This window comes from Gellertiella sp. DMC107, assembly GCF_056313605.1.
Window position 1 is genome coordinate 283,913 of sequence record NZ_JBQUZZ010000003.1, and the last position, 25,971, is coordinate 309,883.

The window sequence follows — 25,971 nt, forward strand, 5'->3', positions numbered from 1 at the left end:
GGAATGCCGATATCAGAACTGGTTCGAAATGCCAAAGCGGAAACGCTGTTCCTTGTCGAATTCTTCCTTCACGACCGGAACACCGTAATCCACGCGCAGCGGACCAAACGGCGAAGCCCAGACGATGCTGGCGCCGACGGACGCACGGAACGCGGAGTCGGTACCGACGACAGCATTGGAGCCATTGTCGACCTCGTTGCCGTAAAGCGTACCGGCATCGGCAAAGAGCGCGCCGCGCAGGCCGAGATCCTGCGGGATGCCCGGAAGCGGGAAGGATGCTTCGGCCGACGCCGTGAAGTAGGTCGTACCACCCAGCGAGTCGCCCGTGACGGCATCGCGCGGGCCGATACCAGCCGATTCGAAGCCGCGGATTTCACGACCACCGATGCGGAACTGGTCGAACACGTTCAGCGTGTCACCCGTGGCCATCACATGGCCGCCCGCAACCGTGAGCGAGCCGACGAGATCCATTTCATCAGACAGCGTCTGATAATAACGGAACTTGCCGTACAGGCGGTAGAAATCGGAGTCCCCACCGAGACCGGCATATTCGTGGGTGAACTGGGCGTAGATGCCTTCATGCGGAAGGTTCTGATCGTCCAGCGTGTTGTAGGTCAGCGTCTGAGAGACCGAGGACTGGGTCCAGGGGCTGCCAGCGATCAGGTCCTGGTAGGCCGGAGCAAGATTCTTGTCGTTGTTCCAGCCGTCACGACCGTTATATTCGAACTCTTTGTAGTTGTACTTGAAGGTCGTGGCCAACTCTTCGGTGATCGGAGCGGTCACCCGCAGCGTCACACCCTGTTCCGAATAATCGTAGTAGGTGTTGCGCGAGGTGTTGTTCTTGAACAGATCGAAGCCGGCAGCCAGACGGTAACCGAGGAAATAGGGCTCGGTGAAGTTCAGGCTGTAGCTACGGGCGTTGTCGCCACCGCCACCTGCCGCGACACGAATATACTGACCACGGCCCAGGAAGTTCTTTTCTTCGACCGAGGCTTCAACCGTAAAGCCGCCATCGTCACCGGTCGTATAGCCGGCGCCGATCCCGAAGGAGCCGGTCGGCTGATCGGCGACGTCGACAACGATCACCACGCGATCAGGCGAGCTGCCCTGCTGGGTCGAAACATTGACGGACGAGAAGTAACCCAGGGCCTCAAGGCGACGCTTGGCGCGTGCGATCATTTCCTGGTTGAATGCATCGCCTTCCGACAGATCGAATTCGCGGCGGATGACGTAATCGCGGCTGCGGGTGTTGCCGCGGATTTCGATGCGCTCCACATAGGCGCGCTCGCCCTGATCGACCAGATAGTCGACGCCGATCGTGTTGTTCTGGAAGTCGCGGTTGCCGCGCGGCGTGACGCGCGCAAAAGGATAGCCGGCAGAAGCAACACGCTTGGAGATGGCCTCCATGGTCTTCTGCACGTCCTTGGCCGAGTAGTTCGCGCCTTCGCGGGTCTCCACGAGACCCTTCAGGTCATCGCCGTTCACGCCATCGACCGTCGATTCGACGTTGATATTGCCGAACGTATAGCGCGGGCCTTCATCGACCACGAAATTGATGGTGTATTCATTGGTAGCAGGATCGAGGGTCGCATCGGAGGAAACGACCTTGAAGTCCGCATAACCATGATTGAAGTAGAACTGACGCAGCGCGTCTTCGTCGGCGCGGAGCTTGTCTTCGCCATAGACGTCACGGCGGGTCAGCCACGAGAGGAAGTTGGATTCCTTCGTGTTGATGACCGAATGCAGACGGCCGTCGCTATAGGCGTTGTTGCCTTCGAAATTGATCGCGTTGATCTTGGTGCGCTCGCCTTCGTTGATCACGAAAGCCAGGTTCACGCGGCCATCGCCGACGGGGTAGGTCTGCGTGGTTACGGTCACGTCGGAGCGACCGATGGATGCGTAGGCATCCTTGATGGTCTGGATATCGGACTGGATCGTGGTGTCGTTCATCGGACCCATGGAATGGGTCTGAACGATCGCCTGCAGCTTCTCGTCCTTGATCTTGCGGTTGCCGTTGAAGACAACTTCGTTCAGCTGGCCGTTCTCGCTCACGGTAACGTTGAGAGCACCGCCGGACACGCTCATCTTCACATCGGAGAAGAAGCCGGTCGCATAAAGACGGCGAACGGAGGAGTCGATATCGGCGCTCGAGAAGCTCTTGCCGGGAACGATGTCGATGTTCGCGCGGACCGTGTCTGCGCCGGCGCGGGTTGCGCCCTTAACATTGATTCGCTTTACCACGGCCGCCTCGGCAGAGGTTGCGGAAGCCACGGTCAACACAGCTGCACCGGAAGCAACAACACTTGCAGACAGCGCAACCGCCGATACCGCGTTCAAAAACCTTGAACCAGCCTTCATTTCACTTCTTACCTTTTTTACGTTGCCCCTGAGCCCGTCACCCGACTCCGGTCACGTGTGCCGTTTTACCCGCTTTTCCCATACAAGCAAGGGCGGGCGTTAATTTCTGTTTACTTCATCAAAAAGCGTGACCGATACGCCACGCCAGCTTCGCTTTATCGTAAATGAACGGTTAAAGCGAAGCAATCATTCTCATACTTTATCCAAAGCGCGCCGAGATATCGTTCCAGGTCGTAAAGACCATGAGTGTCAACACGATAGCGAACCCGATGCGGAAGGCAATTTCCTGCGCGCGTGCCGGAAGGGGACGCCCCAGCACCGCTTCCACCGCATAGAAGAAGAGATGCCCGCCGTCCAGAACGGGGATGGGCATAAGGTTAAGCAAACCGATCGAAACGGAGAGAACCGCGGCCAGCTGGAGCAGGGCCCAGAAGCCGATGGAAGCCATCTGTCCCGAGGCCTGCGCCACCCGAATGGGACCGCCGAGCTTATCCGGCTTCATGTGCCCGGTGATGACATTGCCCAGGTATTCAAAGGTGCTGGTGACGATGTACCAGCATTCTTTTGCACCTTCGGCCACGGCACCCGGAATGGAATAATGGACCATGCGGAACTTGCCCGCCTTGTCATCCGTACGGATACCGATCTGGCCCATTTCCATCTTCGAGCCGAACTCGTCCACCATCTTGCGTTCAGGCGTGATGGGAAGCTCGACCAGCGCGCCATCGCGCTTGACGGTCATCTTCATGGGGATTTCCGGGCGAGCGCTGACATAACGGCGCACATCCTCGAAGGTGGTCACCGTGATGCCGTCGATGGAGACCAGCAGATCGCCAGGCTTCACCCCTGCCCGCTCGGCTGCGCTCGGAGAGGCCACCTCGGATACGACGGGATCGGACACCGGCCGCCCGTAAATGGAAAACAGCGCGGCAAAGATCAGAATCGCCAGCAGGAAATTCGCAATCGGGCCGGCTGCCACCGTTGCCGCGCGCCGCCCGAGAGAGGCGCCGGCGAAAGTCCGCGCCCGCTCCTCCGGCGTCAGTTCGGCCAGACGTTCAAAATCCTGCCGGCTCGAAGCATCCTCGTCGCCATAGAACTTCACATAACCGCCAAGCGGGATCATGGAAATCTTCCACCGGGTGCCATGCCTGTCCGTCCGCCCGACCAGTTCCGGGCCGAAGCCGACGGAAAAGACCGAGATGCCGATCCCTGACCAGCGACCGACCAGATAGTGACCCATCTCGTGAACGAATACGAGCAGCGACAGGATCAAGACAAAGGGTATGACTTCACCCGCGATGGATCCCAGCAATCCCATTCAGAAAAATCCCTAAATTAGAGCGACTTCACATCCAGGAGGAATGTCCCAACCGAACATTGCGCGCAGCTTGCGAAGCCATGAGCCGCGCTTGCCAGAAGAAACGCTGCAAAACAGGCAAAAACAAGCCCGTCAACGCGATCCATAACACCCCCATGGCCCGGGATGAGCTTGCTCGAATCCTTGACCCCGAAGCGGCGTTTGATGAAGCTCTCAAAAAGATCGCCTATCTGGCTGAAAACCGAGAGAATGACGATCAGGACGGCCATGCGAAGCGATGGCGTCCCGCCGGCCGCGGCCACGGCCAGCAGCCCGAATACGAGAGCGGCAACCGTCCCGCCCACAGCGCCGGACCAGGTCTTGCCGGGCGAGATCCGCGGCGCCAGCTTGGGACCGCCGATCGCGCGGCCCACGAAATAGGCGAGGATGTCCGTCGCCCAGACGATGGCGAAGAGCATCAGCATGGCTTTCAGGCCCGTATCGTCCTGGCCACGGATAGAGGCAAGCGAGAGAGCGCTGAGGCCTGCGTAAACAACGCCGCCGGGCAACCAGCCACCGCTCTGCCTCATAACCGCATAGCCAATCGCCAGAAGCGTGAAGGCAAGCAGCATGGCGCCGGCAAAGGACAGAAAGCCGAAAAGGATGGCAAGGGCAAGGAGCGCCTGGGATGCCCAGGCAAGGGCGAAGCCGGTCCGGTCGACGTCCTTCATCCGGGTCATGGTCGACCACTCGTAGAAGACGAGCAGACCAATCGCCACGGCAAGAACACGGAAAGCCAGCCCACCCAGCCAGGTCGCCACGAGCACGCCAAGGGCCATGACAATGCCGGACTGGATCCGGAGACGCAGTTCCTCACTCATCATTCACCTGCCAGAACCGACGAGGCCTCTGCCAGACCTCCGAAACGCCGCTCGCGACCGGCATATTTGTCGAGTGTCGCGAGGAAAAGCTCTCGATTGAAGTCGGGCCAGAATTCCGGGACGAAGACCAGCTCCGAATAGGCAGCCTGCCATAGAAGGAAATTGGACAGGCGCTCTTCGCCGCTGGTGCGGATGATCAGATCGGGGTCGGGAATGCCGGCCGTATCCAGATGGGCATCGACGAGATCCGGCGTGATCATGTCCGGGGTCAGATAGCCTTCGCGGATTTTCTCGCCGATCTTTTGCATGGCGCGCACCATTTCGTCCCGCGAGCCGTAATTGAAGGCGATCACAAGATTGAGGGCGGTATTGTTGCGGGTCGTTTCCTCAGCCTCCAGCAGCAGGGGCAGAATATCGCTCCTGAGATGCTCCCGCTCGCCGATAATCCGGATACGGACATTCTGGCTGTGCAGATCGGCGAGGTCGCGCCGGATGAAAGCCTTGAGCAACCCCATGAGGTCGGTCACTTCGGCCTCGGGCCGGCGCCAGTTTTCGGAAGAAAAGGCAAACAGCGTCAGATAGGAAATGCCGATATCGCCTGCAGTCCGCACCACTTCGCGGACCGCCTCTACGCCCTTCTTGTGCCCCATGGTGCGCGGAAGACCCCGCGCACGGGCCCATCGGCCGTTGCCGTCCATGATGATTGCAACATGCCGGGGCATGTTGGGATGTGTAGGATCGGCCATAGGGTATCCGTCAGAATTGGCAGAAATCGATTCCGGTCGCCGAAATCAGACCTGCATGATTTCCTTTTCCTTGTCCGCAAGCAAGCGGTCGATGTCAGCAATGCACTCGTCCGTCATCTTCTGCACTTTTTCGGAGAGCGAACGGCTGTCGTCCTGACTGATTACACCGTCCTTTTCGGCTTTTTTCAGGTTGTCCATTCCGTCACGGCGGACGTGGCGGATCGCGACCTTGGCCTTTTCGGAATATTCATGGGCGACCTTGACCAGCGACTTGCGGCGTTCCTCGTTCAACTCGGGCAGCGGAATGCGCAGGTTCTGGCCGTCGACGATCGGGTTGAGGCCGAGATGGGATTCGCGAATGGCGCGTTCGACGGCGGACACCATCGACTTGTCCCAAATGGACACCGAGAGCATGCGGGCTTCCGGCACGCTGATATTCGACACCTGGTTCAGCGGGACGCGCGAACCGTAGGCCTCGACCGTAATCGGATCGAGAATGTTTGCGGATGCGCGGCCGGTCCGCAGCGACGCGATATCGCTCTTGAAGGCGGAAACCCCGCCATCCATACGGCGCTTCAGTTCCTTGAGGTCAACACCATCACTCATTGGTCAACTCCGTGCTAGATCAGTCTGACGCCCATAAGGGCTTTGGCGGCGATCAGGTGCAAGCCCTATCGCCCGCTATGGCGGAAATATGCAGAACTCAGTTGTCGGTCACGATGGTCTTGCGGCCACCGCCCTGCAGGATATCGACGAAACCGCCCTCCTCGTGAATCGAGAAGACGATGATCGGGATCGCGTTTTCGCGCGCGAGAGCGACGGCGGCCACGTCCATGACGGCGAGCCCCTTTTCGAGAACCTCGGAATGGGTCAACCGGTCGAAGCGGGCCGCATCAGGCACCTTTTTCGGGTCCGCGGAATAGATGCCGTCCACCTGGGTGCCCTTGAAGATCGCCTCGGCGCCCATTTCGGCAGCGCGCAGGGCAGCGGCGGAATCGGTCGTGAAGAAAGGATTGCCGGTGCCGCCGGCAAAGATCACCACGCGGCCGAGCGACAGGTGATAGAGGGTCGCACGCTGGGAGAAGCTTTCGCAGATTTCCGGCATGGCGATGGCCGAAAGAACCACTGTATCGATATTCAGCTTGCGCAGCGACGTCGCCAGCGCCAGCGCATTGATCACCGTTGCGAGCATGCCCATGTGGTCACCGGTAACCCGGTCGCCACCCTTGGAGGCCACGGCGACGCCACGGAAGATATTGCCGCCGCCCACGACGACGCCCACTTCAACGCCCAGCGCCCGCGCGCGAGCGATATCGGAGGCGATCCGGTCGGCCACCGCCACGTCGATCCCGAAACCCTGGCTGCCCATCAGGGCTTCGCCGGAAGCCTTCAGAAGAACACGCTTGTAAACAGGCTGGGACGTCATGGTTTCTCCTTATCGTTCATCGAATGCCCGATACACGAAGGGCACCGCGTTGTCACGCGATGCCCTTTGTTTTTCACCGGGTAGATTTGAGCGAAACGCGCAAATCCCGCTGTTTGGGGATCAACCCTTGGCAGCGGCAGCCACTTCGGCTGCGAAATCGGTTTCTTCCTTCTCGATGCCGTCGCCGAGCAGCAGACGTGCCATGCCGACCACTTCGATCGGGGCGCCGACAGACTTTTCAGCTTCCTTGACGGCAGCGGCAACGGTCAGGTCGGGGTTCATGACGAAGGACTGCGAGAGAAGGGCAACTTCCTCGAAGAACTTGCGCATGCGGCCTTCAACCATCTTTTCGATGATGTTGTCCGGCTTGCCCGAGGCGCGGGACTGCTCGATGAACACGTTGCGCTCACGCTCGGCAACAGCTGCATCGACGTCTTCCGGACGGAGAGCGAGCGGGCTGGTGGCGGCAACATGCATGGCGACCTGACGGCCGATGGCATTCAGGGCTTCCTTGTCGCCGGTGGACTTCAGGGCAACGAGAACGCCGAGCTTGCCGAGGCCATCGGCAACACCGTTGTGGATGTAGGTGGCGACGACGCCATCATCGACGGAAAGCGCAGCCGAACGGCGCAGGTTCATGTTTTCGCCGATATGGGCGATTGCGTCCTTGATGGTGTCAGCAACGGACTTGCCGGAAGCCGGGTAGGAAGCAGCCGAAATGGCGTCAACGGTACCATCGGTGCCGAGGGCAACAGAAGCCACGCCACGGACCAGATCCTGGAAGGCATCGTTACGGGCAACGAAGTCGGTTTCGGAGTTGACTTCGACGACAACGGCCTTGTTGCCGGCGGAAGCGATCCCGATCAGGCCTTCGGCAGCGGTGCGGCCCGACTTCTTGTCGGCCTTCGCGATGCCCTTGGCGCGCAGCCAGTCGATGGCGGCTTCCATGTCGCCATTGGTCTCGGCCAGCGCCTTCTTGCAGTCCATCATGCCTGCGCCGGTCTTTTCGCGCAGGTCCTTCACCATTGCTGCAGTTACGTTGCTCATTGTCTGCCTCTTTACGGGTTCGATCGGTACCGGCGCTGGGCACGGTACCTGAAGGTGGGGAACGCTATCCCCCGAAATTGTAACAACGTGATGAAACATCACGGATATCGGAGCCCGGGGCTCCCGTCGCGCCGGGGTCATGCACCCCGCGCTGGAAATGGATAAGGCCGCTGAACGCCAGGTGTCACAACGGCCTCAATTCCATTCCGTCTGTTCCGGGCGGCGCTGCCGCCCGGCCCACGGCCCTTTATCAGGCGCCGGTGTCTTCGAGCACGGGCTCGACCGGAGCTTCGGCAGAAGCGCCGATGTCACGGCCTGCTGCACCCTGCTGACGGGCAATGCCGTCGATCGCAGCGCGGGCAATCAGGTCGCAATAGAGCGAGATCGCACGGGAGGCGTCGTCGTTACCCGGGATCGGGTAGTCAATCGCATCCGGATCGCAGTTGGAGTCGATGATGGCAACAACCGGGATGCCGAGGCGCTTGGCTTCGTCGATCGCGATCTTTTCCTTGTTGGTGTCGATGATGAACATCAGGTCCGGCGTGCCGCCCATGTCGCGGATACCGCCGAGAGCCTTTTCCAGCTTCTCACGCTCGCGCTCCAGGTTCAGACGCTCCTTCTTGGAATAGCCGGAGCCTTCCGAGGACAGGATTTCGTCGAGCTTGCGCAGGCGCTGGATCGAGTTGGAGATCGTCTTCCAGTTGGTCATCATGCCGCCGAGCCAGCGGGAGTTGACGTAGTACTGGGCCGAACGCTTGGCGGCGTCGGAGATGATGTCCGAAGCCTGGCGCTTGGTGCCGACGAACAGAACGCGGCCGCCACGGGCGACGGTGTCGGAAACGACCTTCAGGGCGCTCGACAGCATCGGAACCGTCTGTGCGAGGTCGATGATGTGGATGTTGTTGCGGTCACCAAAGATGTAGGGCTTCATCTTCGGGTTCCAGCGGTGGGTCTGGTGACCAAAGTGAACGCCGGCTTCCAGAAGCTGGCGCATGGTGAAGTCAGGCAATGCCATGCCGTGTTTCTCCTTTTCCGGTTGAACCTCCGTGGGGTGAACAGCCCTTGTCCTTGCGGTCCGGGCCACCGGTCGGAAATATCGGGATTTCTCCCCGACATCCCCAGCCCCACGTGTGGAATGGGTGAGCCCTTATCCCCGAAAGCCTGCGAATGCAAGCGTTCCCCGGGAAAAAATGGCTTTCTTTTCCTATTTGCACGTCTCGAGGGGAAGCATTTCCAGCTTCGTCAGCTTTCCCGACAATACGTAATCGCTGTAATCCATCGTCAGATCCCGAATGATGCCATTGTCGTAAAGCTTGAACGCCATACGGTAGACCGGAGGAGCATCGGCCGCCTTGTCGTCATTGAAATAGGCGATCGTCACCGGCCAGAAGGCACTGTTGCCGAGCGGTTTTGCTGCGGCCAGCTCGGGATCGGTGGCATCGGAAACAGCGCTCTTCCCAATCACCGTTGTGGCAAGAAGCGTCTGGTCGGCATTGTCACTGCCGTCGAAAATGCGGGACTCGAACAAGGGCTTTCCCGCCCGGGCGCTTTCCAGAACATCGATCAGGTGTTCGGTGGGAAAACGGCCCATGTCCAGATCGACATCCCGTTTCTGCGGCGCCTCCAGAGCAACCTTGATCCGCCCTGCCCGTTCGGCGGCGTCACCCGTTACTTCCTTGTCCAGTTGCTGGTCTGTGAAGGATTTCGTGGAAAACCGGAAGGTCCGCTGGTTCAAGTCCTCGAAGGTGGTGGTGCGCTGGTCGGAAATCCGCTTTTCCTCGCCCGTGTCGATTTCGGTGACAAAGCGAAAATTGGTGGTGTAGCCCGCGCAGGACGAGCCCTTGAATTCATAGACCATTCGTCCGGAAATGCCGGCAATCCCGGCTCTCTCATTGGCCTCCCTCAGCGTGAGGTCGTAAACGGCACGGTGTGGAGCGAGCGCATCGGCAGCCGGCAGCGCCACAGCCGGGCCGGTTCCGGCAAAAGCAAGCAGGATCGCTGCTAGACGCAAACGGACCATTCTAAACTCCCCAGTTCGGCGGACTAACCGCCCTGCACTTATCCGTTCATCCGCCAGCTCGGAGGACAATCTGCAATTTATGACGCATCCTGACCACAGCAAGGCTTGATGCGCGTCCTAATCTCTTCTTTAAATCGAATCCAAATTGCAAGACTTATGCGCGCCGACGGTCCCGGAGGGGCCTCGGCGCGGGAAAAACCGACGGGAGAACAAAAATGTCCGATTCCATCCAGGATCGCCTTGCTCAGCTTGGCATCACCCTGCCGCCCGCCGCTGCACCGGCCGCCAATTATGTGCCCTATGTCATTTCCGGACATCATCTGTACCTCTCCGGCCAGCTTCCCATCGAAAATGGCGCGGTTGCCGTTACTGGCCTTCTGGGTCGTGATGTGGATGTCGCTCGGGGGCAGCGCGCGGCCGAACTGTGCGCCATCAACATTCTGGCTCAGGCGCAGGCCGCTCTTGGCGATCTCTCCCGGATCAAGCGCGTGGTGAAACTGAACGGCTTCGTGGCCTCGATGCCCACCTTTGTCGAGCAGCATCTGGTCATGAACGGTGCATCAAACCTGATTGCCGCAGTTCTCGGTGAACCCGGCAAGCACGCACGCGCTGCGGTCGGCATGGCTTCACTTCCGCTGAATGCGGCTGTTGAAATCGATGCGGTCATCGAAATCGCATGACCATGGATGTCTCCTTTCTCACTGCCACGCCCATTGCCCATCGCGGCCTCCACGATTCCAACCGGAGCGTTTGGGAAAACACGCTGTCGGCCTTTCGCAAGGCAATCGAGGCCGGATATGCCATCGAATGCGACCTGCAATATGCCTCCGATGGCGTACCGGTCGTGTTTCACGATGACGGGCTGGAGCGGCTCTGCAAGCTGAAGGGCGATGTGCGGGAACGCACGTCGGCCGAGCTCGGTCTTCTCTCCGTCGGCGGTACGGCTGACCGGGTGCCGACACTGAAGCAGCTGCTCGACCTGACCGCCGGAAAAGTCCCGCTCGTGCTGGAACTCAAGGGCCGAAAGGACGACGACGAAGGTTTTGCCGCATCGGTTCTCGAAGTGCTCGAAGGTTACAAGGGCCCGGTTGCCCTGATGAGCTTCGACGTGTGGTTGCTCAAGGACCTGAAGGAGCTCGGCGCGCCCTACCCGGTCGGCCTGACGGCGGAAGGCACCAAGCCGGAGGAGTTCTTCGCCCATGACGAGGCGATGCATCTGGGGCTCGATTTCATCTCCTATTGCTACGAGCACCTGCCGAACAGCTTCGTCACCGCCCAGAGACAAAGAGGCATTCCCGTCATCACCTGGACCGTAAGAAACGATCAAGGCGCCAGCCATAGCTATGCCCATGCGGACCAGATAACCTTCGAAGCATTCGACCCACGGGCAACTGCGACCGCATGAGCGAAGACGTCACCATCCGCGCCGTCCGCAGTTTTCAGGAGATCGACTCCGCTCAATGGAGCGCTCTCGAGGGAACGGCGCGTGGCGCGGGCGGCCTGTACAATCCCTTCGTTTCCCATGCCTTCCTCTCCGCTCTGGAGGAATCGGGATCGGCAACGGCGAAAGCAGGCTGGATGCCCCATCATCTTCTGATGGAGGACGGAAAAGGAAGGCTGCTCGGTGCCCTGCCCTGCTATCTGAAAAGCCATAGCCAGGGCGAATATGTCTTCGACCACGGCTGGGCCGATGCCTTCGAGCGTGCCGGTGGGCAGTATTACCCGAAGCTTCAGGCCTCCGTTCCCTTCACGCCGGCCACCGGGCCAAGGCTGCTGGTGCGCGCCGGAGAGACGGCGGAGCCCAGTCGCCATGCACTGGCCTCAGGCTTCAAGCAGATTGCCCGCAAACTCGGCGTTTCCTCTGCCCATGCGACCTTCGTGACGGAAGCCGATCTCGATGTCTTCCTGGAGGAAGGGTTCCTGCACCGCACGGACCAACAATTCCACTTTCTCAACGAAGGCTATGAAAACCACGATGCTTTTCTGGAAACGCTCGCCTCGCGCAAGCGCAAGGCCCTGAAAAAAGAGCGGAGAAGCGGACTGGAAAATGGCATCAGCATTGAATGGCTGACCGGCAAGGATCTGACCGAGGACATCTGGGATCAGTTCTTCACATTTTATATGGATACGGGCAGCCGAAAATGGGGCCGGCCCTACCTGACACGCGCGTTCTACTCGCTGATTGGCGAGCGCATGCCCGAGGACATCCTGCTCGTCATGGCCAAGAGAGCGGGACGCTACGTGGCCGGAGCCATCAATTTCATCGGTTCGGACGCGCTTTACGGCCGGCATTGGGGCTGTATCGAAGACCACCCCTTCCTCCATTTCGAGGTCTGCTATCATCAGGCCATCGATTTTGCCCTGTCCCGGGGGCTGAAGCGCGTGGAAGCGGGCGCGCAGGGCGAGCACAAGCTTGCCCGCGGCTATCTGCCCGTCACGACCCATTCCGTGCATGACCTTACCCATCCGGGCCTGCGGCGGGCCGTTGCCGACTATCTCGAGCGGGAACGGGCGGATGTGGCGGAAATGTCGGACATTCTCAGCGAGCACAGCCCATTCCGAAAGGGAGAGCGGCAACAGGACGACTGATGTCACCGCAAGGGGACACGAGAAATACAGGAGAAACAGGCATGACAACGTCCGGCTACGACAACAACAATATCTTCGCCAAAATCCTGCGCGGAGAAATCCCCTCGGTGCGGGTCTACGAGGACGAGCATACGATTGCCTTCATGGATGTGATGCCGCAGGCCCCCGGCCATGTGCTGGTCATCCCCCGCGCAGGCTCGCGTAATCTTCTCGATGCCGATCCGGCTGTTCTCGCCCAGACCATTCCCGTGGTCCAGAAGATGGCGAATGCGGTCCGGGAGGCCTTCGAGGCGGATGGCGTGTTCATTGCGCAATTCAACGAACCGGCAGCCGGCCAGACGGTGTTCCACCTGCATTTCCACGTCATACCGCGCCATGAAGGCGTCGGCTTGAAGCCTCACACCGGCAAAATGGAAGATGGCGCCGTTCTTGCCGCCCACGCGGAAAAGATCCGCGCGGCGCTTGCCGACGCCTGACCGATCGCTCAGTGGGGGAAGGTCTGGCTGAGCCACATGTAGCCGATCAGCAATGCTTCCCCCGCGATCACCCCGCGATAGACCTTTCGCCCGAAGACCGTGTAGACCAGAAAGCCGAGCGCCATGGCGGAAAGCCGCAAGGCGAGCGGCGATGCGGCAAGCGCACCCTCCGGGTAAAGAACCAGCTTAGCAATGACCGCAGCGACGAGCGCCGTTGCAATGGTCCGGGCAAAGACGAGCAGCGGACTTTCTTCGCGGACATGCCCGGCGAGATAGACACCCATGAAGCGCCAGATATCCGTCGGAAGCCAACCGGCAAGCAGGATGAAGGCGAAGGGCCACCACGGATAGTCATAGGCGGTAAAGCTCATGTCCGCCGCCTCCGGAGAAGCCAGCCGGCAGCATAGGCGACGGAACCGCCGACAATGCCCGTCAGCAGAATATCCATCTGCGGGGCCAGCCAGTGGAAAAACGGCGTGAGGCCAAGGCCGATGCCCATGGCGAGATGGCTCTCCTTCTCGCGGGCCGAGCCCCAGAGCGAAAAGAGAAAATAGAGGGGCGTGATGAAGATCAGCGCCGCTGCAAGGAGCGGCGGCAGCTTGTCCGCCAGCTCGAACGTCACGGCGACCAGAGCGACATTCACCACGAGAAAGGTTCCACCCATTCCGCCGAAAAAGGCCGTGCGATAGGGTTTGGGAATCACGCGGAATCGCTCCAGCGCCATGACCCAGGCGGTGATCGCGACGAAATGGGAGAGAAGGTAAAGCGTGATCTTCCGGGTCTTCGGCGTGCGCATTTCCGGAAGAATGGCGACCGCCATGGGAAGAAGGCGGATCGACGAGAGCGCAACCGAGACCACGGCGGTGATCAGCGACGCTTTCGAGAGAATCGCGCCGACCAGGACCACATTCGCCGGAAGCGCCCAGATGGTCGCGGCCATGAAGACCGTTTCCGCCATGGTGAAGCCCGCGTCTCGGCAGAGACCTGCAAAGCCGATGAACGCGAACATCAGGATGACTGAGGGAATGGTCGCCACCTGCGCAACGCCGGTCAGGAACCAGCGCCGGGCCTCTGCGGGCCTGTAGATTTCGGTATCGATCAAGGACGTCACTCTTGGAATGGGAAAGGCGGCCCGAAGGCCGCCTCAATGATTGCCGCGGAAGACGTTCACTTCTTCTTGGGCACTTTGGGAACCGAAGCACGCTTGGGTTTCGCGGCAGGTTTTTCCGCGACTGCGGGCTCTTCTGCAGCGACGAGCTCCACCGCTTTCTCGCCCCGCTTCGCCTTCGGCGCTTCCACTTCGGCTTCAGGCTTGGGCTTGACCGGCGCGGATTCCGGTTCGCAGGTCAGCACGAGGCCATCCTTGCCTTCCGCATCCTTGCCGGTGGAGACATGCACGACGCCGCCCTTCTTGAGCTTGCCGAAAAGGATTTCTTCGGCGAGCGGCTTCTTGATGTGCTCCTGGATGACGCGGGCCAATGGCCTGGCGCCCATCTTCTCGTCATAGCCGCGGGTGGCCAGCCATTCCACGGCATCCGGCTTGACGTCAAAGGTGACGCTGCGCTCGGAGAGCTGGGTTTCCAGCTGCATGACGAACTTGTGCACCACCTTGTGGATCACTTCCGTCGGCAGCGGCGCGAAGGCGATGGTGGCATCGAGACGGTTGCGGAATTCCGGCGTGAACAGCCGGTTCAGCGCTTCCGTATCTTCGCCCGTCCGCTTGGACGAACCAAAGCCGATGGCGGCCTTCTGCATTTCCGATGCGCCCGCATTCGTGGTCATGATGAGTATCACGTTGCGGAAGTCGATCTTCTTGCCATTGTGGTCCGTCAGCGAGCCATGATCCATGACCTGCAGCAGGATGTTGAAGATGTCGGGATGCGCTTTCTCGATTTCGTCCAGCAGCACGACGCTATGCGGATGCTGATCGACGCCATCGGTCAGCAGGCCGCCCTGATCGAAGCCGACATAGCCGGGAGGTGCACCGAGCAGGCGCGAAACCGTATGGCGCTCCATATATTCCGACATGTCGAAGCGGAGCAGTTCCACCCCGAGCGAGCTTGCCAGCTGCTTGGCCACTTCCGTCTTGCCGACGCCCGTGGGGCCGGAGAAGACATAGCAGCCAATCGGCTTGTTCGGTTCCCGCAGGCCGGCGCGAGCCAGCTTGATCGACGTCGCAAGCGCTTCGATGGCCTTGTCCTGACCATAGACGACCGAGCGGAGATCCTTTTCCAGGTTGGCGAGGACCATCTCGTCATCCTTGGACACCGTCTTCGGCGGAATGCGGGCCATGGTGGCGATCGTTACCTCGATCTCCTTTTCGGTGATCAGCTTGCGCCGCTTGGAAACCGGCAGCAACATCTGAGCCGCACCGGTCTCGTCGATCACGTCGATCGCCTTGTCCGGCAGCTTGCGGTCAGAGATATAGCGGGCCGAGAGCTCCACCGCCGACTTGATCGCCTCGTTGGAGTAACGCAGCTTGTGATATTCCTCGAAATAGGGCTTGAGGCCCTTCATGATCTCGATGGCATCGGGGATCGACGGTTCATTGACGTCGATCTTCTGGAAGCGCCGCACCAGCGCTCGGTCCTTCTCGAAGAACTGGCGGTATTCCTTGTAGGTCGTCGAACCGATGCAGCGGATCGCGCCGGAGGACAGCGCCGGCTTCAGCAGGTTCGATGCATCCATCGCCCCGCCGGAGGTCGCGCCCGCACCGATCACCGTATGAATTTCATCGATGAACAACACGGCACCCGGATATTCCTCGAGCTCCTTGACGACCTGTTTCAGACGCTCCTCAAAGTCGCCGCGGTAGCGGGTGCCTGCCAGCAGCGTCCCCATGTCGAGCGAGAAAATCGTGGCATCCTGAAGCGCCTCGGGTACCTTCTTCTCGATGATGCGCTTGGCAAGACCTTCGGCAATCGCGGTCTTGCCCACGCCCGGATCACCCACATAGAGAGGGTTGTTCTTCGAGCGACGGCACAGAACCTGGATCGTCCGGTTCACCTCGTCATGCCGGCCGATGAGCGGGTCGATCTTGCCGTTCTTGGCCTTCTCGTTGAGATTGACACAATAGGCCTTGAGCGCCTCGGTGGTCTTCTTGGCGGCGGCGCCTTCTTCCTGATCGCGGCCGGGTTTGGCCTCGCTCTCGGGTTCTTCCGCTCCGCGTGGAGAGCGCACCTGCGACGCGCCCGGACGCTTGCCGATGCCGTGCGAAATGAAGTTCACCGCATCGTAGCGGGTCATTTCCTGTTCTTGCAGGAAATAGGCCGCATGGCTCTCGCGCTCGGCGAAAATTGCGACCAGCACGTTTGCGCCGGTCACTTCTTCGCGGCCCGACGACTGGACGTGGATGACGGCGCGCTGGATGACCCGCTGGAAACCCGAGGTCGGCTTGGAGTCCTCGTCGTATCCGGTCACCAGATTGGAGAGCTCATTGTCCACGTAGGACGTCAGCGTTTTCCGCAGCGCGTCGAAATCGACATTGCAGGCCCCCATGACGGCGGCCGCATCCGGATCGTCCATCAGCGCCAGAAGCAGATGCTCGAGCGTGGCATATTCGTGGTGCCGCTCATTCGCATAGGTCAGGGCCTGGTGCAGCGCCTTTTCCAGACTAGGAGAAAATGTTGGCACGTTCAGATCCTCACTTCTTTTCCATGACACACTGCAAAGGATGTTGGTGCTGGCGGGCGAAGTCCATCACCTGACTGACCTTGGTTTCGGCCACTTCGTAGGTGTAGACCCCGCATTCGCCAACGCCGTGATTGTGCACGAGAAGCATGATGCGCGTGGCGGCTTCACGATCCTTCTGGAAAAATCGCTCCAGGATATGGATCACGAATTCCATCGGCGTGTAGTCGTCATTCAGGAGCAGAACGCGATAAAGGTTCGGTTTCTTGGTCTTTGGCTTGGTACGCGTAATCACCGAAGTGCCGCGGCCGGGAACGCCCCCGTCACCTTCGGAATCGCCCTGCATCAGGACCCTCTTCACCGTCATCGTCTTCCATTCCCAATTCGAGGCTGCTCGTAATCCTCAGCCACCTATACTTAGTATTCGCGGGAGTGATTTTAAGCCCCCCGTTCCACACTGCAACGACTATTCATCCTGCTGCATCAGAAATGCAGCATCAACCCTGTGTGAAGTTGGCGTAACAGGGGATGGGCCGGCACAAACAAAAAGCCGCGCCCCCCGGGAGGACGCGGCCTTGATCGGATGACCGGACGAAAGAGCCCTGATATCAGGCAGCGCTGACGGCAGGCGTTTCCACCGTTGCGGGAACGGTGGCCGCGGCTGCGGGAGCCTTTGCGCCCGTCTTCTTCACCACGGGTGCCTCGAACGGTTTGTAGGCGTTACGCGCCAGGTCCACATACATGTCACCGATGCGGGACATGCCGGCAATCGCGCCTTCGTAGGCGGTGCGCAGATAGGTTGCCTGCAGCTCGAAGGCGACGTCCGGGGACTTGGCCGAGCTGAGAGCTTCCAGATGGGCGACGCCATCCATATAGGATTTCTTGCTGTATTCAGCCGCTTCTTCGGCAATTGCCTGAAAGACCTTGCTCACGTCCGCATAGCTTTTCAGCATGCCGTCCATGACTTCCCTGCCCTTTTGGTTGGCTTCATCGAAATTGAACATGCCGGAGCCTCCTTCTACACGATGGAAGCCCGACTCTAATGCGATGCACAAGGCAGGTCAATAATTTTGTGCGGCGCACAAGAAACCCGGCGCCGCGGCCTGTCAGAGATCGACGTCCAGAATGGCCATCGAGAAATTGTAGGAAACGTCGCCGTCTTCGTCATCGCGGTAGAGAACGCCGAGGAATTCGTCGCCCAGATATACTTCGCCGCTGTCGTTTTTGCGCGGGCGAGCCTTGACCACCAGGTTGGGGTTGAGCGTGCGCTTCATATAGGCGTCGAGTTTCTTGATTTCGTCGGGCTTCACCGGATTCTCCGTTCGTGTTTTGTCGTGAGGCAGCGCTTTTGGCAGGAGCGGAGGCGGCTGTAAACCCGCCATCGCTCCTCATCCGCAGCAAAAGACCGCCGCGCCCCATGCGGGCACGGAACACGGTCCGGGGTTCAATCGGCTGCGTTGATGACCTGGTCCATGGAGCGTGCGGGTTCCGAGCATCCGGCCTCCCCGACCACCTTTGCCGGCACGCCCGCGACCGTCGATTTCGGCGGAACGGGCTTCAAGACGACCGAGCCGGCGGCGACTCGCGAGCAATGGCCAATTTCGATATTGCCGAGAATCTTCGCTCCGGCGCCGATCAACACGCCGTCTGCGATCTTCGGATGCCGGTCGCCCGTTTCCTTGCCGGTCCCCCCCAGGGTCACGCCCTGGAGAATGGAAACATTGTCGCCAATGACGGCCGTGCTGCCGACGACGAGACCCGTGGCATGGTCCAGGAAAAGGCCGCGACCGATACGGGCGGCAGGATTGATGTCCGTCTGGAAGACGCTGGAAGCTCGACTCTGCAGATAAAGGGCGAAGTCCTGCCGGCCCCGCTTCCATAGCCAGTGGGCCAGACGATGGGTCTGGATGGCATGGAAACCCTTGAAGTAGAGCACGGGTTCGATAAAGCGCGTGCAGGCGGGGTCGCGATCGTAGACCGCCTGAATATCGACGCGCAGGACTGCACCCCATTCCGGCCAGTCCGCCAACATTTCCTCAAAGGTCTGGCGCAGCAGAACGGCCTGCATGTCCGGATGATCCAACCGCTCGCAGATCCGATAGATAACGCTGTCTTCCAGCGACCGGTGATTGAGGACCGTGGAATAGAGGAAAGCGGCCAGAATCGGATCTTTCTCCGCGGCGGCACGGGCCTCGTGGAGCATCGTATCCCATATCGGATCGACGATCTTTACCTGGTCCTTCTGGCGAATATCACTTACGAAGCCCATGCTGGGTCTCCTCTTCAAACGGTCGGCCCGAATGCATAACTTCCGTTAGTATAGGACAGATTGCAGCTGACTTAAATGGGGAATGGCAGAAGATGGAACGCAGCTTTGCCTCAGACATGCTCAAGGCCTCGGTTTCCGAGGGAGTAGGCACACTTCTGATCGACAATCCGCGCCGCAAGAATGCGGTGACCCTTTCGATGTGGCGCGAGCTTCCCTTGGCCATTCGCTGGCTCTGCAACGAAGCGCAGGCGCGCGTCATCCTGTTGAAAGGGGCCGGCGAAACGGATTTTTCGGCGGGAGCGGACATATCCGAATTTGCCGAGGTGCGGCGCGATGCCACCACAGCCCGCCTTTACGAGACGGAGAATTCGGCGGCCTTTGCCGCCATCCGGCAGGCGCCGGTGCCGGTCATCGCGGTGATCCGCGGGATCTGCTATGGCGGCGGCTTCGGACTGGCGGCGGCGGCCGATCTGCGGCTTGCCGATCCCACCGCCCGTTTTTGCGTGCCGCCGGCACGGCTTGGCCTCGCCTATCCGGCGGATGCGGTGCATGACATCGTTCTGTCGCTCGGGGATCAGATTGCCCGCTTCGCCCTCTATACGGGCGAGGTCATGCTTCCCGAACGGCTTGCCATGAGCGGATTTCTGCTGGAGTGCCTGCCCCCGGAGCGGCTGGACGAGGCGGCGGATGCCATGGCATCGACGATCGCGCGGAACGCGCCGCTGTCGATCCGGGCATCGAAGCTGGCGGTGCGGGGGGCAAGCGAGAACGACCCGGTGGCCACCGCCGATGCGGCGGCCCTTGGCGCGGCCACGTTCGAAAGCGAGGACTATGCGGAAGGCCGCCGCGCCTTTGCCGAAAGGCGGAAACCGTTATTCACCGGCCGGTGACCTTCGGAATCGATGTCACCGGTGCTCGTAAAAATGCAGGACGGCCTGCTTGAACACCTTGTCCCCCACCGCAAGCATATGGTCCCTCCCCGGGATGTCGATGGCCGTGGCATGCGGCATCAGGCTCGCCAACGCCTGCGGCGAACCGGCAATGTCGTCGCGGGTGCCGACGGCGATCAGCGTGGGCATATCCAGGCGCGCGGCCTGCTCGACAGTCACGAGTTCGCGGGATGTTTCGATACAGGCCGCCAATGCCAGTCGATCGCTGCGCGTCTGCTCGGCAAATGCCCGGAACATGCGGCCCCGTTCATGGGTGACATCGTCCAGCGAGGCGGCCCTCAAGGCGTCTGCTATCGGATCCCAGTCGCCGACGCCCTCGACCATTCCAATGCCGAGACCACCGAAAACCAGCGTGCGTACCCGCTCGGGATGCTCCAGTCCGATAAAGGCGGAGATGCGCGCGCCCATGGAATAGCCCATGACATGCGCCGTCGAAAGACCGAGATGATCGAGGAGTGCAACCGCATCCCCGGCCATGAGCGAGGGATGATAGGCGGCGGGATCGTGCGGCTTGTCGCTTCTGCCGTGACCGCGGTTGTCGATGGCGATGACACGATAGCCTGCATCCCCGAGCGTTTTGAGCCAGCCGGGATGCACCCAGTTCACCAGGGCGCTGGAGGCAAAGCCATGAATCAGCAGCACGGGCTCACCGGAGGGGTCACCTTCGTCGAAATAGGCGAACTTCAGTCCTTGATGCGAAAAATCCATGAAATGTGGAGCGTTGAGATGCATGTCAGGTTCCGTTGGCGTTCGGTATCCGATGTCTCCTTAGAGCAAAGCGTGCGTCAGGAAAACCGGCCCGTGTCGCCTGTCGAAAAGACGCGACATGCGGCGTCTTGGCCCTACCCATTCGCACAAAAGCGATTTAAAGAGAGGCTAAGACACACTATCGATTGCGGAGAGTCTCATGGCGGGCCATCACATCCCTCACTTTCAGAATGACGGCGGGCATCGCCAGATCGAGGTGGGCGTGAAGGAATTCATGTGCACCGGTGCATCGGCGCCCTACGATCATCCGCACATTTACATCGACATGGGTGACGAGCAGGAAAAGATCTGTCCCTATTGCTCGACGCATTATCGCCATAACCCGGATCTGAAGCCCAACCAGACCAATCCGGCCGGATGCGTGTTCCACGTCAAGGCCGCTTAACGCACCTGATGGTGCGATCGAGGCTCCCATGCCTGTAAAATCTGTTGCCATCGTGGGCGCCGGCATTGCCGGTCTCGCCCTTGCGCTGGCCCTTTCCCGCAAGGGAATCGCTTCGGAAATCATCGAGCAGGCCGACGCGCTGCGTGAAGTGGGGGCCGGCCTGCAGCTTTCGCCGAACGCCACCCGCGTCCTGGCCGATCTGGGAGTGCTTGACGCGCTCCGCTCCCGATGGACGGAGCCGGCTTCCATTGATCTGAATTCCGGCCTGACCCTTGCAAACCGGATAAGCATTCCCCTTGGAAAGGCAGCCGTCGCCCGTTGGGGCGCACCTTACGCGGTCGTTCATCGGGCCACGCTTCAATCGACGCTGCTCGACGCCGTGCGCGCTTCGCCGCTTTGCACAATGCATCTCGGCCAGCAGATCGGCGCCCGGGCCGCTTCCGAAATCGCCCTGCGCTGCAACCGCGAGCCGGATCTGATCGCCGGGGCCGACGGCGTCTGGTCGCAGGTCAGGCGTCTCGTTCCGGGCGCACCGAAGAGCGTCTTTTCCGGAAATGTGGCGTGGCGCATTGTCGTGCCCTTCTCGGAAGCGCCACCCGAACTGCCACGGGATCGGGTCTCCGCCTTTCTAGGACCGGGCGCGCATCTTGTCTGCTATCCGTTAAGCGATGCAGGCGGGTTCAATCTTGTGGCGATCACGGGCGGGTTCGATCCGGGCGAAACCTGGGATGCGAGGGTGGAGCGAGGCCGAACCGTGGCTCTGCGCGATCACTTCGGACGCTGGCATCCGGTTCTGAAGAGCCTGATCGGACGCGGGGACGACCTGCTCTACTGGCCGCTTTGTCAGGCGACCGACGGCGCCTGGCATGATGGACGCGGGGTTGTGCTTCTCGGCGATTCCGCGCATGCGATGATGCCGTTCATGGCCCAGGGCGCAGCAGCCGCGCTGGAGGATGCGTATGTTCTGGCGGAGGCGCTGAGCTCCCTGCCCCTGCCGCGGGCGCTGGCCGCCTATGAGGCACGCCGAAAGCCAAGGGCCAGCCGGCTCAGGGACCGGGCAGAATTCAACCGCAAGATCTACCACGCTTCCGGCCCGCTTCGCCTTGGCCGCGATCTGGCGCTCGCGCTTCGTCCCACATCGGCCTTCACCCGGGACTTCGACTGGATCTACGGCTACCGCGCCGCCCTCTGAACGGGCGGCGCTTCCGCCCTTTCCTTTATGCGAGGCGGGCTGCGGCGAATGCGCGCTCGAGATCGGCTTTCAGATCCTTTACATCTTCCAGACCGATTTGCAGGCGGATGAGCGGACCTGTCGTCGGACCCTTCCGGATGCGGCGATCGCCCAGGAACACGTGCACCGCAAGACTTTCATATCCGCCCCAGGAATAGCCGAGCCCGAAATAGCTCAGGGCGTCCAGAAAGGCTTGCGCCTTTCGCGTCCAATCCTCCGGCCGTTCGACCTTGAGGACGAAGGAAAACACGCCGCTCGCGCCCTTGAAATCCCGCTTCCAGAGCGCGTGCCCCGGAAAGCTCGGCAAACCCGGATGCAGAACCTCTGCCACGTCGTCACGACCCTCGAGCCAGTTCGCCACATCCAGGGCGCTGTCCATGTGATGGGCGAGGCGCACGCCCATGGTGCGCAAGCCGCGCAGGATCTGATAGGCGTCGTCGGAGGTGACGCAGAGGCCGAAATCGCGGTTCGCGGCATTGAGCCGTTCCCAGGTTTCGGCATTCGCGGAGACCGTGCCCATCAGGATGTCCGAATGGCCGGATGGATATTTCGTGGCGGCATGCATGGAAATATCCACGCCATGATCGAGGGGCTTGAAATAGAGAGGGGTTGCCCAGGTATTGTCCATGGTGACGATGCAGCCGTGCCGCTTGGCGACCGCTGCCATCGCACCGATATCCTGCATCTCGAACGTATTGGACGCAGGCGCTTCCATGTGCACCAGCTTGGTGTTCGACTTGATCATTGCCTCGATCCCGGTTCCGATGGCCGGATCGTAGTAATCGGTCTCAATGCCCAGTCTTTTCAGCACATTTTCGCAGAAGCGGCGGGCCGGCGCATAGACCGAATCGACCATCAGCATGTGGTCGCCTGCAGAGAGGCAGGCCATCAGTGGCAGAGTGACGGCAGCAAGGCCGGAGGGGAGCAGCAGCGTCCCGGCCGAGCCTTCCAGCTCGTTCAAGGCATCGCAAAGCGCGTCCGTGGTCGGTGTGCCATGCGTCCCGTAGGTGTATTTCTGCGATTCGCTGCGCATGGACTGGGCCGTGGGAAACAGGACGGTCGAGCCGCGCTGAATTCCCGGATTGACGAATCCATGCCGTTCTCCCGGCGGCGGTCCGATATGGGCCAGCTTGGTGTTGATGCCGATATCGCCCGTCGTATCCGCCTTGCTTGCCATGTCCTGCACCCCTTTCAATTTAAAGCAAACTTTGTGGCAAGCCGGCCCGCAGTCGGTCAACCCCGCATGCACAGGCTGTTTCCCCAAAAATTGTGATGGATGGAGCGCTATCTTTGATCTTTCGTTAAGGCACGCTCCGCCAAGGCTTCGCCAAAAAAAGTACAATTAATACAATGTGCTGGTGAGGAACTCCCGGGAAAACCATGCAAATGCATGGAATTGTTCCGATAATGGCGCGTGAGACGAGGCTTGACCCAGACTGCATTTCTGACTGTGATAGCCGTTCACGCCGCGTACAAATCACTCGGCGCCGAATTTTGGGCCTCTCCGGGCCTACCCATGTCCACAACAACAATATCAGAGGGATGGAACATGAAAAAAACACTCCTTACAGCTGCCATCGTGAGCGCAGCCGCCGGTTTTGCGGCCACCGAGGCATCGGCCGACACGCTGGACAACGTAAAGCAGAAGGGCTTCGTGCAGTGCGGTGTCAACGGCGCGGGCCTGCAGGGCTTTGCCTCTCAGGATAGCGCCGGCGCCTGGTCGGGTCTGGATATCGATCTCTGCAAGGCCGTGGCCGCTGCCGTTTTCGGCGATGCGTCCAAGGTGAAGTATACCCCCCTCTCCGCCAAGGACCGCTTCCCGGCCCTGCAGTCGGGTGAAATCGACCTTCTCGCCCGCAACACGACCTGGACCATCAGCCGCGACACCCAGCTGGGCTTCAACTTCCGCGCCGTCAACTATTACGACGGTCAGGGTTTCATGGCCAAAAAGAGCCTGGGTGTGAAGTCGGCGCTTGAGCTTTCTGGAGCAGCGATCTGCGTTCAGACCGGCACCACGACGGAACTCAACCTGGCCGACTACTTCAAGTCCAACAAGATGGAATACAAGCCGGTCGTGTTCGAGAAGCAGGAAGAAGTCGACGCGGCCTATGACGCTGGCCGTTGCGATGCCTATACGACCGACCAGTCCGGCCTCTATGCCATTCGTACGCACCTGAAGCAGCCCGACGAGCATGTGATCCTTCCGGAAATCATCTCCAAGGAGCCGCTCGGTCCGGCCGTTCGCCAGGGCGACGACAAGTGGTTCGACATCGTGACCTACGCCCATTATGCCATGGTAACCGCTGAGGAATTCGGCATTACGCAGGCCAATGTGGACGAGATGCTGAAGTCGGAAAATCCCGACATCAAGCGCTTCCTGGGCGAAGAAGCCGAATCCACTATCGGCAAGGATCTCGGCGTCGACAACAAGTGGGCCTACAACATCGTGAAGTCCGTCGGTAACTACGGCGAATCCTTCGAGCGCAATGTCGGCGAAGGCAGCCCGCTGAAGATCGCACGCGGCCTGAACGCACTCTGGAGCAAGGGCGGCCTGCAGTACGCGCCGCCGATCCGCTGATCCCGTCAGCAGACCGATAGACGGTATCCGGCGCCCGCCGCCGGATACCAACCCTGAAAAAGAACAACCCGCTCAAGGGTTCAAAGGGGGCCTTCAACAAGAGGCAAACGGGGGAAAAAGCATGACCATGGAAGAAGCGGAGCTTTCCGCTGCGCGCCGCCCAGAAAAGGCGGCCTTTTACAATGATCCCTTCTGGCGCAGCCTTGCCTATCAGGCCGTAACGCTTGCCATCCTTGCCGGCGCCGTCATCTGGATGTGGCTGAATACGCTGGAAAACCTCAAGCGGGCCAATCTGGCCTCCGGTTTCGGGTTTCTACAGAGTCGTGCCGGTTTCGATCTTGCCCAGACACTCATTCCCTACACAAGCGATTCCAGCTACTTCCGCGCCCTTCAGGTCGGTCTGCTGAACACGCTGGCGGTCGCCGCGCTCGGTATCCTGACGACAACCGTCCTCGGATTGCTGGTCGGTATCGGAAGGCTCTCCAGCAACTGGCTGGTACGCAAGCTGGCGACCATCTATGTCGAAGGTTTCCGCAACATCCCGCTGCTGGTCATCATCTTCTTCTGGTACAAGGGCGTGCTCAACGCACTTCCCAACGTGCGGGAATCGATTGTCATGCCTTTTGGCATGATCCTCAACAATCGCGGTTTCTATTTTCCCGCGCCGATTCTCGGCGACGGGGCGGGGATCATTCTGTCGGCTTTCGTTGCCGGTATTGTTGCGGCCGTCATCTGGTCGCGCCGTGCCAAGGCTGCGCAGATCTCCACCGGGCGGCGCCCTCCGGTGTTCTGGGTCAATGTGGGCCTTGTGCTCGGCCTGCCTCTTCTGGCCTTTCTCGCACTTGGGGCACCTCTGACCTTTGACGAGCCGGTGGCTGGCAAGTTCAACATTTCCGGCGGCAGCTTTGTCGGGCCGGAATTCATGTCGCTCTACCTTGCCCTGTCCTTCTATACCGCGGCCTTCATTGCCGAGATCGTCCGGGCGGGTATCCGCGGCGTGCCAAAGGGACAGACGGAAGCCGCCTATGCGCTGGGCATACAGCCTGGCAGAACCATGCGGCTGGTCATCCTGCCGCAGGCCTTGCGGATCATCATTCCGCCCATGACCAGTCAGTATCTCAACCTGACGAAGAACTCGTCGCTGGCAGTGGCCATCGGCTATGCGGATCTGGTGGCTGTCGGCGGAACCATCCTCAACCAGACCGGACGCGCCATCGAGGTTGTCGCGATCTGGCTGCTGGTCTACGTGTCGATCAGCTTGGCCACGTCGCTGTTCATGAACTGGTTCAATCGCAAGATGGCCCTGGTGGAGCGCTGATC

At 60.5% G+C, this 25,971-nt stretch carries 27 protein-coding genes; 9 read left to right on the top strand and 18 right to left on the bottom strand.

All coding sequences use genetic code 11. The annotated features are described in order from the left end of the window. Window positions 1-12: 12 nt before the first annotated feature. The 9 genes from bamA to ACT54B_RS12160 all read right to left on the bottom strand — a co-directional run bounded on the left by bamA (window position 13) and on the right by ACT54B_RS12160 (window position 9,775). The gene (gene bamA, locus ACT54B_RS12120; protein WP_476045184.1) at window positions 13-2,358 is read right to left on the bottom strand and encodes an outer membrane protein assembly factor BamA; all 2,346 of its coding nucleotides are present in this window, start codon (window positions 2,356-2,358) and stop codon (window positions 13-15) included. A 199-nt stretch (window positions 2,359-2,557) separates the two neighbouring features. After that, a complete protein-coding gene (gene rseP, locus ACT54B_RS12125; RefSeq protein ID WP_476045186.1) occupies window positions 2,558-3,676 on the bottom strand; it encodes an RIP metalloprotease RseP in 1,119 nt (372 codons plus the stop codon). A gap of 17 nt (window positions 3,677-3,693) precedes the next feature. Next, on the bottom strand, window positions 3,694-4,536 hold the full coding sequence (locus ACT54B_RS12130) for a phosphatidate cytidylyltransferase (RefSeq protein WP_476045188.1): 843 nt from the start codon (window positions 4,534-4,536) through the stop codon (window positions 3,694-3,696). Next, complete coding sequence (locus ACT54B_RS12135) at window positions 4,536-5,282, bottom strand: isoprenyl transferase (protein WP_476045189.1); 747 nt, start codon at window positions 5,280-5,282, stop codon at window positions 4,536-4,538. The genes ACT54B_RS12130 and ACT54B_RS12135 overlap by 1 nt, the downstream gene beginning before the upstream one ends. Window positions 5,283-5,327: 45 nt before the next feature. Continuing rightward, window positions 5,328-5,888: a ribosome recycling factor gene (gene frr, locus ACT54B_RS12140; protein WP_476045191.1), complete on the bottom strand. Its 561-nt coding sequence runs from the start codon at window positions 5,886-5,888 to the stop codon at window positions 5,328-5,330. Between the two features lie 97 nt (window positions 5,889-5,985). Beyond that, window positions 5,986-6,708 carry a UMP kinase gene (gene pyrH / locus ACT54B_RS12145; RefSeq protein WP_476045193.1) on the bottom strand — a complete coding sequence of 241 codons (723 nt, stop codon included), beginning with the start codon at window positions 6,706-6,708 and terminating at the stop codon, window positions 5,986-5,988. Window positions 6,709-6,828: 120 nt separating this feature from the next. Then, complete coding sequence (gene tsf, locus ACT54B_RS12150) at window positions 6,829-7,755, bottom strand: translation elongation factor Ts (RefSeq protein ID WP_476045195.1); 927 nt, start codon at window positions 7,753-7,755, stop codon at window positions 6,829-6,831. Window positions 7,756-8,005: 250 nt separating this feature from the next. Then, on the bottom strand, window positions 8,006-8,770 hold the full coding sequence (rpsB, locus tag ACT54B_RS12155) for a 30S ribosomal protein S2 (protein WP_476045196.1): 765 nt from the start codon (window positions 8,768-8,770) through the stop codon (window positions 8,006-8,008). 189 nt (window positions 8,771-8,959) lie between these two features. After that, a complete protein-coding gene (locus tag ACT54B_RS12160) occupies window positions 8,960-9,775 on the bottom strand; it encodes a cell envelope integrity EipB family protein (RefSeq protein ID WP_476045198.1) in 816 nt (271 codons plus the stop codon). A 215-nt stretch (window positions 9,776-9,990) separates the two neighbouring features. Here ACT54B_RS12160 and ACT54B_RS12165 point away from each other — a divergent pair, with 215 nt between their 5' ends. From ACT54B_RS12165 to ACT54B_RS12180, 4 genes are read left to right on the top strand one after another with little or no spacing between them, the layout of a single operon-like run. Next, window positions 9,991-10,455, top strand: coding sequence for a RidA family protein (locus ACT54B_RS12165; protein WP_476045200.1), 465 nt, complete (start codon window positions 9,991-9,993; stop codon window positions 10,453-10,455). 2 nt (window positions 10,456-10,457) lie between these two features. After that, window positions 10,458-11,180 carry a glycerophosphodiester phosphodiesterase gene (locus ACT54B_RS12170; RefSeq protein WP_476045600.1) on the top strand — a complete coding sequence of 241 codons (723 nt, stop codon included), beginning with the start codon at window positions 10,458-10,460 and terminating at the stop codon, window positions 11,178-11,180. Beyond that, entirely contained in the window at window positions 11,177-12,364 is a 1,188-nt protein-coding gene (locus tag ACT54B_RS12175; protein WP_476045202.1) for a GNAT family N-acetyltransferase, read from the top strand. The genes ACT54B_RS12170 and ACT54B_RS12175 overlap by 4 nt, the downstream gene beginning before the upstream one ends. A gap of 41 nt (window positions 12,365-12,405) precedes the next feature. Next, window positions 12,406-12,840, top strand: a complete 435-nt coding sequence (locus tag ACT54B_RS12180) for an HIT family protein (RefSeq protein WP_476045204.1) — start codon at window positions 12,406-12,408, stop codon at window positions 12,838-12,840. Between the two features lie 8 nt (window positions 12,841-12,848). On the opposite strand, the gene ACT54B_RS12185 is transcribed toward ACT54B_RS12180, so the two are convergent. The 7 genes from ACT54B_RS12185 to cysE form a co-directional block, all read right to left on the bottom strand. Next, window positions 12,849-13,211 (bottom strand): AzlD domain-containing protein, encoded by a 363-nt coding sequence (locus tag ACT54B_RS12185; protein WP_476045206.1) that lies wholly within the window; start codon window positions 13,209-13,211, stop codon window positions 12,849-12,851. Further along, window positions 13,208-13,942 carry an AzlC family ABC transporter permease gene (locus ACT54B_RS12190; protein WP_476045207.1) on the bottom strand — a complete coding sequence of 245 codons (735 nt, stop codon included), beginning with the start codon at window positions 13,940-13,942 and terminating at the stop codon, window positions 13,208-13,210. Before ACT54B_RS12190 ends, ACT54B_RS12185 begins: the two co-directional genes overlap by 4 nt. 65 nt (window positions 13,943-14,007) lie before the next feature. Continuing rightward, window positions 14,008-16,473 (bottom strand): ATP-dependent Clp protease ATP-binding subunit ClpA, encoded by a 2,466-nt coding sequence (gene clpA, locus ACT54B_RS12195; RefSeq protein WP_476045209.1) that lies wholly within the window; start codon window positions 16,471-16,473, stop codon window positions 14,008-14,010. A 10-nt stretch (window positions 16,474-16,483) separates the two neighbouring features. After that, a complete protein-coding gene (gene clpS, locus ACT54B_RS12200; RefSeq protein ID WP_476045210.1) occupies window positions 16,484-16,837 on the bottom strand; it encodes an ATP-dependent Clp protease adapter ClpS in 354 nt (117 codons plus the stop codon). A gap of 241 nt (window positions 16,838-17,078) precedes the next feature. After that, window positions 17,079-17,474, bottom strand: coding sequence for a phasin family protein (locus tag ACT54B_RS12205; RefSeq protein ID WP_476045211.1), 396 nt, complete (start codon window positions 17,472-17,474; stop codon window positions 17,079-17,081). Window positions 17,475-17,576: 102 nt separating this feature from the next. After that, window positions 17,577-17,780, bottom strand: coding sequence for a DUF3126 family protein (locus tag ACT54B_RS12210; protein WP_476045213.1), 204 nt, complete (start codon window positions 17,778-17,780; stop codon window positions 17,577-17,579). Between the two features lie 134 nt (window positions 17,781-17,914). Further along, on the bottom strand, window positions 17,915-18,739 hold the full coding sequence (gene cysE, locus ACT54B_RS12215) for a serine O-acetyltransferase (RefSeq protein ID WP_476045214.1): 825 nt from the start codon (window positions 18,737-18,739) through the stop codon (window positions 17,915-17,917). Between the two features lie 92 nt (window positions 18,740-18,831). Between cysE and ACT54B_RS12220 the strand changes: the two genes are divergently transcribed. Further along, window positions 18,832-19,629: an enoyl-CoA hydratase-related protein gene (locus ACT54B_RS12220; RefSeq protein WP_476045215.1), complete on the top strand. Its 798-nt coding sequence runs from the start codon at window positions 18,832-18,834 to the stop codon at window positions 19,627-19,629. A 15-nt stretch (window positions 19,630-19,644) separates the two neighbouring features. On the opposite strand, the gene ACT54B_RS12225 is transcribed toward ACT54B_RS12220, so the two are convergent. Continuing rightward, the gene (locus ACT54B_RS12225; protein ID WP_476045217.1) at window positions 19,645-20,421 is read right to left on the bottom strand and encodes an alpha/beta fold hydrolase; all 777 of its coding nucleotides are present in this window, start codon (window positions 20,419-20,421) and stop codon (window positions 19,645-19,647) included. A 175-nt stretch (window positions 20,422-20,596) separates the two neighbouring features. Between ACT54B_RS12225 and ACT54B_RS12230 the strand changes: the two genes are divergently transcribed. Together ACT54B_RS12230 and ACT54B_RS12235 are read left to right on the top strand one after the other, a co-directional pair. Beyond that, on the top strand, window positions 20,597-20,842 hold the full coding sequence (locus ACT54B_RS12230) for a zinc-finger domain-containing protein (protein ID WP_476045218.1): 246 nt from the start codon (window positions 20,597-20,599) through the stop codon (window positions 20,840-20,842). 28 nt (window positions 20,843-20,870) lie between these two features. Further along, window positions 20,871-22,034: an FAD-dependent monooxygenase gene (locus ACT54B_RS12235; protein WP_476045219.1), complete on the top strand. Its 1,164-nt coding sequence runs from the start codon at window positions 20,871-20,873 to the stop codon at window positions 22,032-22,034. 25 nt (window positions 22,035-22,059) lie between these two features. Here ACT54B_RS12235 and ACT54B_RS12240 read toward each other — a convergent pair whose 3' ends face one another. Then, complete coding sequence (locus ACT54B_RS12240; RefSeq protein WP_476045220.1) at window positions 22,060-23,250, bottom strand: cystathionine beta-lyase; 1,191 nt, start codon at window positions 23,248-23,250, stop codon at window positions 22,060-22,062. Between the two features lie 372 nt (window positions 23,251-23,622). Between ACT54B_RS12240 and ACT54B_RS12245 the strand changes: the two genes are divergently transcribed. After that, window positions 23,623-24,651, top strand: a complete 1,029-nt coding sequence (locus ACT54B_RS12245; protein ID WP_476045221.1) for an amino acid ABC transporter substrate-binding protein — start codon at window positions 23,623-23,625, stop codon at window positions 24,649-24,651. A gap of 121 nt (window positions 24,652-24,772) precedes the next feature. Continuing rightward, window positions 24,773-25,969 carry an amino acid ABC transporter permease gene (locus ACT54B_RS12250; protein WP_476045222.1) on the top strand — a complete coding sequence of 399 codons (1,197 nt, stop codon included), beginning with the start codon at window positions 24,773-24,775 and terminating at the stop codon, window positions 25,967-25,969. Window positions 25,970-25,971: the final 2 nt, after the last annotated feature.

Coding starts and splice junctions, on each gene's coding strand:
- bamA (WP_476045184.1), bottom strand. CDS start 2,358: ATGAAGGCTGGTTCAAGGTTTTTGAACGCGGTATCGGCGGTTGCGCTG.
- rseP (WP_476045186.1), bottom strand. CDS start 3,676: ATGGGATTGCTGGGATCCATCGCGGGTGAAGTCATACCCTTTGTCTTG.
- ACT54B_RS12130 (WP_476045188.1), bottom strand. CDS start 4,536: ATGAGTGAGGAACTGCGTCTCCGGATCCAGTCCGGCATTGTCATGGCC.
- ACT54B_RS12135 (WP_476045189.1), bottom strand. CDS start 5,282: ATGGCCGATCCTACACATCCCAACATGCCCCGGCATGTTGCAATCATC.
- frr (WP_476045191.1), bottom strand. CDS start 5,888: ATGAGTGATGGTGTTGACCTCAAGGAACTGAAGCGCCGTATGGATGGC.
- pyrH (WP_476045193.1), bottom strand. CDS start 6,708: ATGACGTCCCAGCCTGTTTACAAGCGTGTTCTTCTGAAGGCTTCCGGC.
- tsf (WP_476045195.1), bottom strand. CDS start 7,755: ATGAGCAACGTAACTGCAGCAATGGTGAAGGACCTGCGCGAAAAGACC.
- rpsB (WP_476045196.1), bottom strand. CDS start 8,770: ATGGCATTGCCTGACTTCACCATGCGCCAGCTTCTGGAAGCCGGCGTT.
- ACT54B_RS12160 (WP_476045198.1), bottom strand. CDS start 9,775: ATGGTCCGTTTGCGTCTAGCAGCGATCCTGCTTGCTTTTGCCGGAACC.
- ACT54B_RS12165 (WP_476045200.1), top strand. CDS start 9,991: ATGTCCGATTCCATCCAGGATCGCCTTGCTCAGCTTGGCATCACCCTG.
- ACT54B_RS12170 (WP_476045600.1), top strand. CDS start 10,458: ATGGATGTCTCCTTTCTCACTGCCACGCCCATTGCCCATCGCGGCCTC.
- ACT54B_RS12175 (WP_476045202.1), top strand. CDS start 11,177: ATGAGCGAAGACGTCACCATCCGCGCCGTCCGCAGTTTTCAGGAGATC.
- ACT54B_RS12180 (WP_476045204.1), top strand. CDS start 12,406: ATGACAACGTCCGGCTACGACAACAACAATATCTTCGCCAAAATCCTG.
- ACT54B_RS12185 (WP_476045206.1), bottom strand. CDS start 13,211: ATGAGCTTTACCGCCTATGACTATCCGTGGTGGCCCTTCGCCTTCATC.
- clpS (WP_476045210.1), bottom strand. CDS start 16,837: ATGACGGTGAAGAGGGTCCTGATGCAGGGCGATTCCGAAGGTGACGGG.
- ACT54B_RS12205 (WP_476045211.1), bottom strand. CDS start 17,474: ATGTTCAATTTCGATGAAGCCAACCAAAAGGGCAGGGAAGTCATGGAC.
- cysE (WP_476045214.1), bottom strand. CDS start 18,739: ATGGGCTTCGTAAGTGATATTCGCCAGAAGGACCAGGTAAAGATCGTC.
- ACT54B_RS12220 (WP_476045215.1), top strand. CDS start 18,832: ATGGAACGCAGCTTTGCCTCAGACATGCTCAAGGCCTCGGTTTCCGAG.
- ACT54B_RS12225 (WP_476045217.1), bottom strand. CDS start 20,421: ATGCATCTCAACGCTCCACATTTCATGGATTTTTCGCATCAAGGACTG.
- ACT54B_RS12230 (WP_476045218.1), top strand. CDS start 20,597: ATGGCGGGCCATCACATCCCTCACTTTCAGAATGACGGCGGGCATCGC.
- ACT54B_RS12235 (WP_476045219.1), top strand. CDS start 20,871: ATGCCTGTAAAATCTGTTGCCATCGTGGGCGCCGGCATTGCCGGTCTC.
- ACT54B_RS12240 (WP_476045220.1), bottom strand. CDS start 23,250: ATGGCAAGCAAGGCGGATACGACGGGCGATATCGGCATCAACACCAAG.
- ACT54B_RS12245 (WP_476045221.1), top strand. CDS start 23,623: ATGAAAAAAACACTCCTTACAGCTGCCATCGTGAGCGCAGCCGCCGGT.
- ACT54B_RS12250 (WP_476045222.1), top strand. CDS start 24,773: ATGACCATGGAAGAAGCGGAGCTTTCCGCTGCGCGCCGCCCAGAAAAG.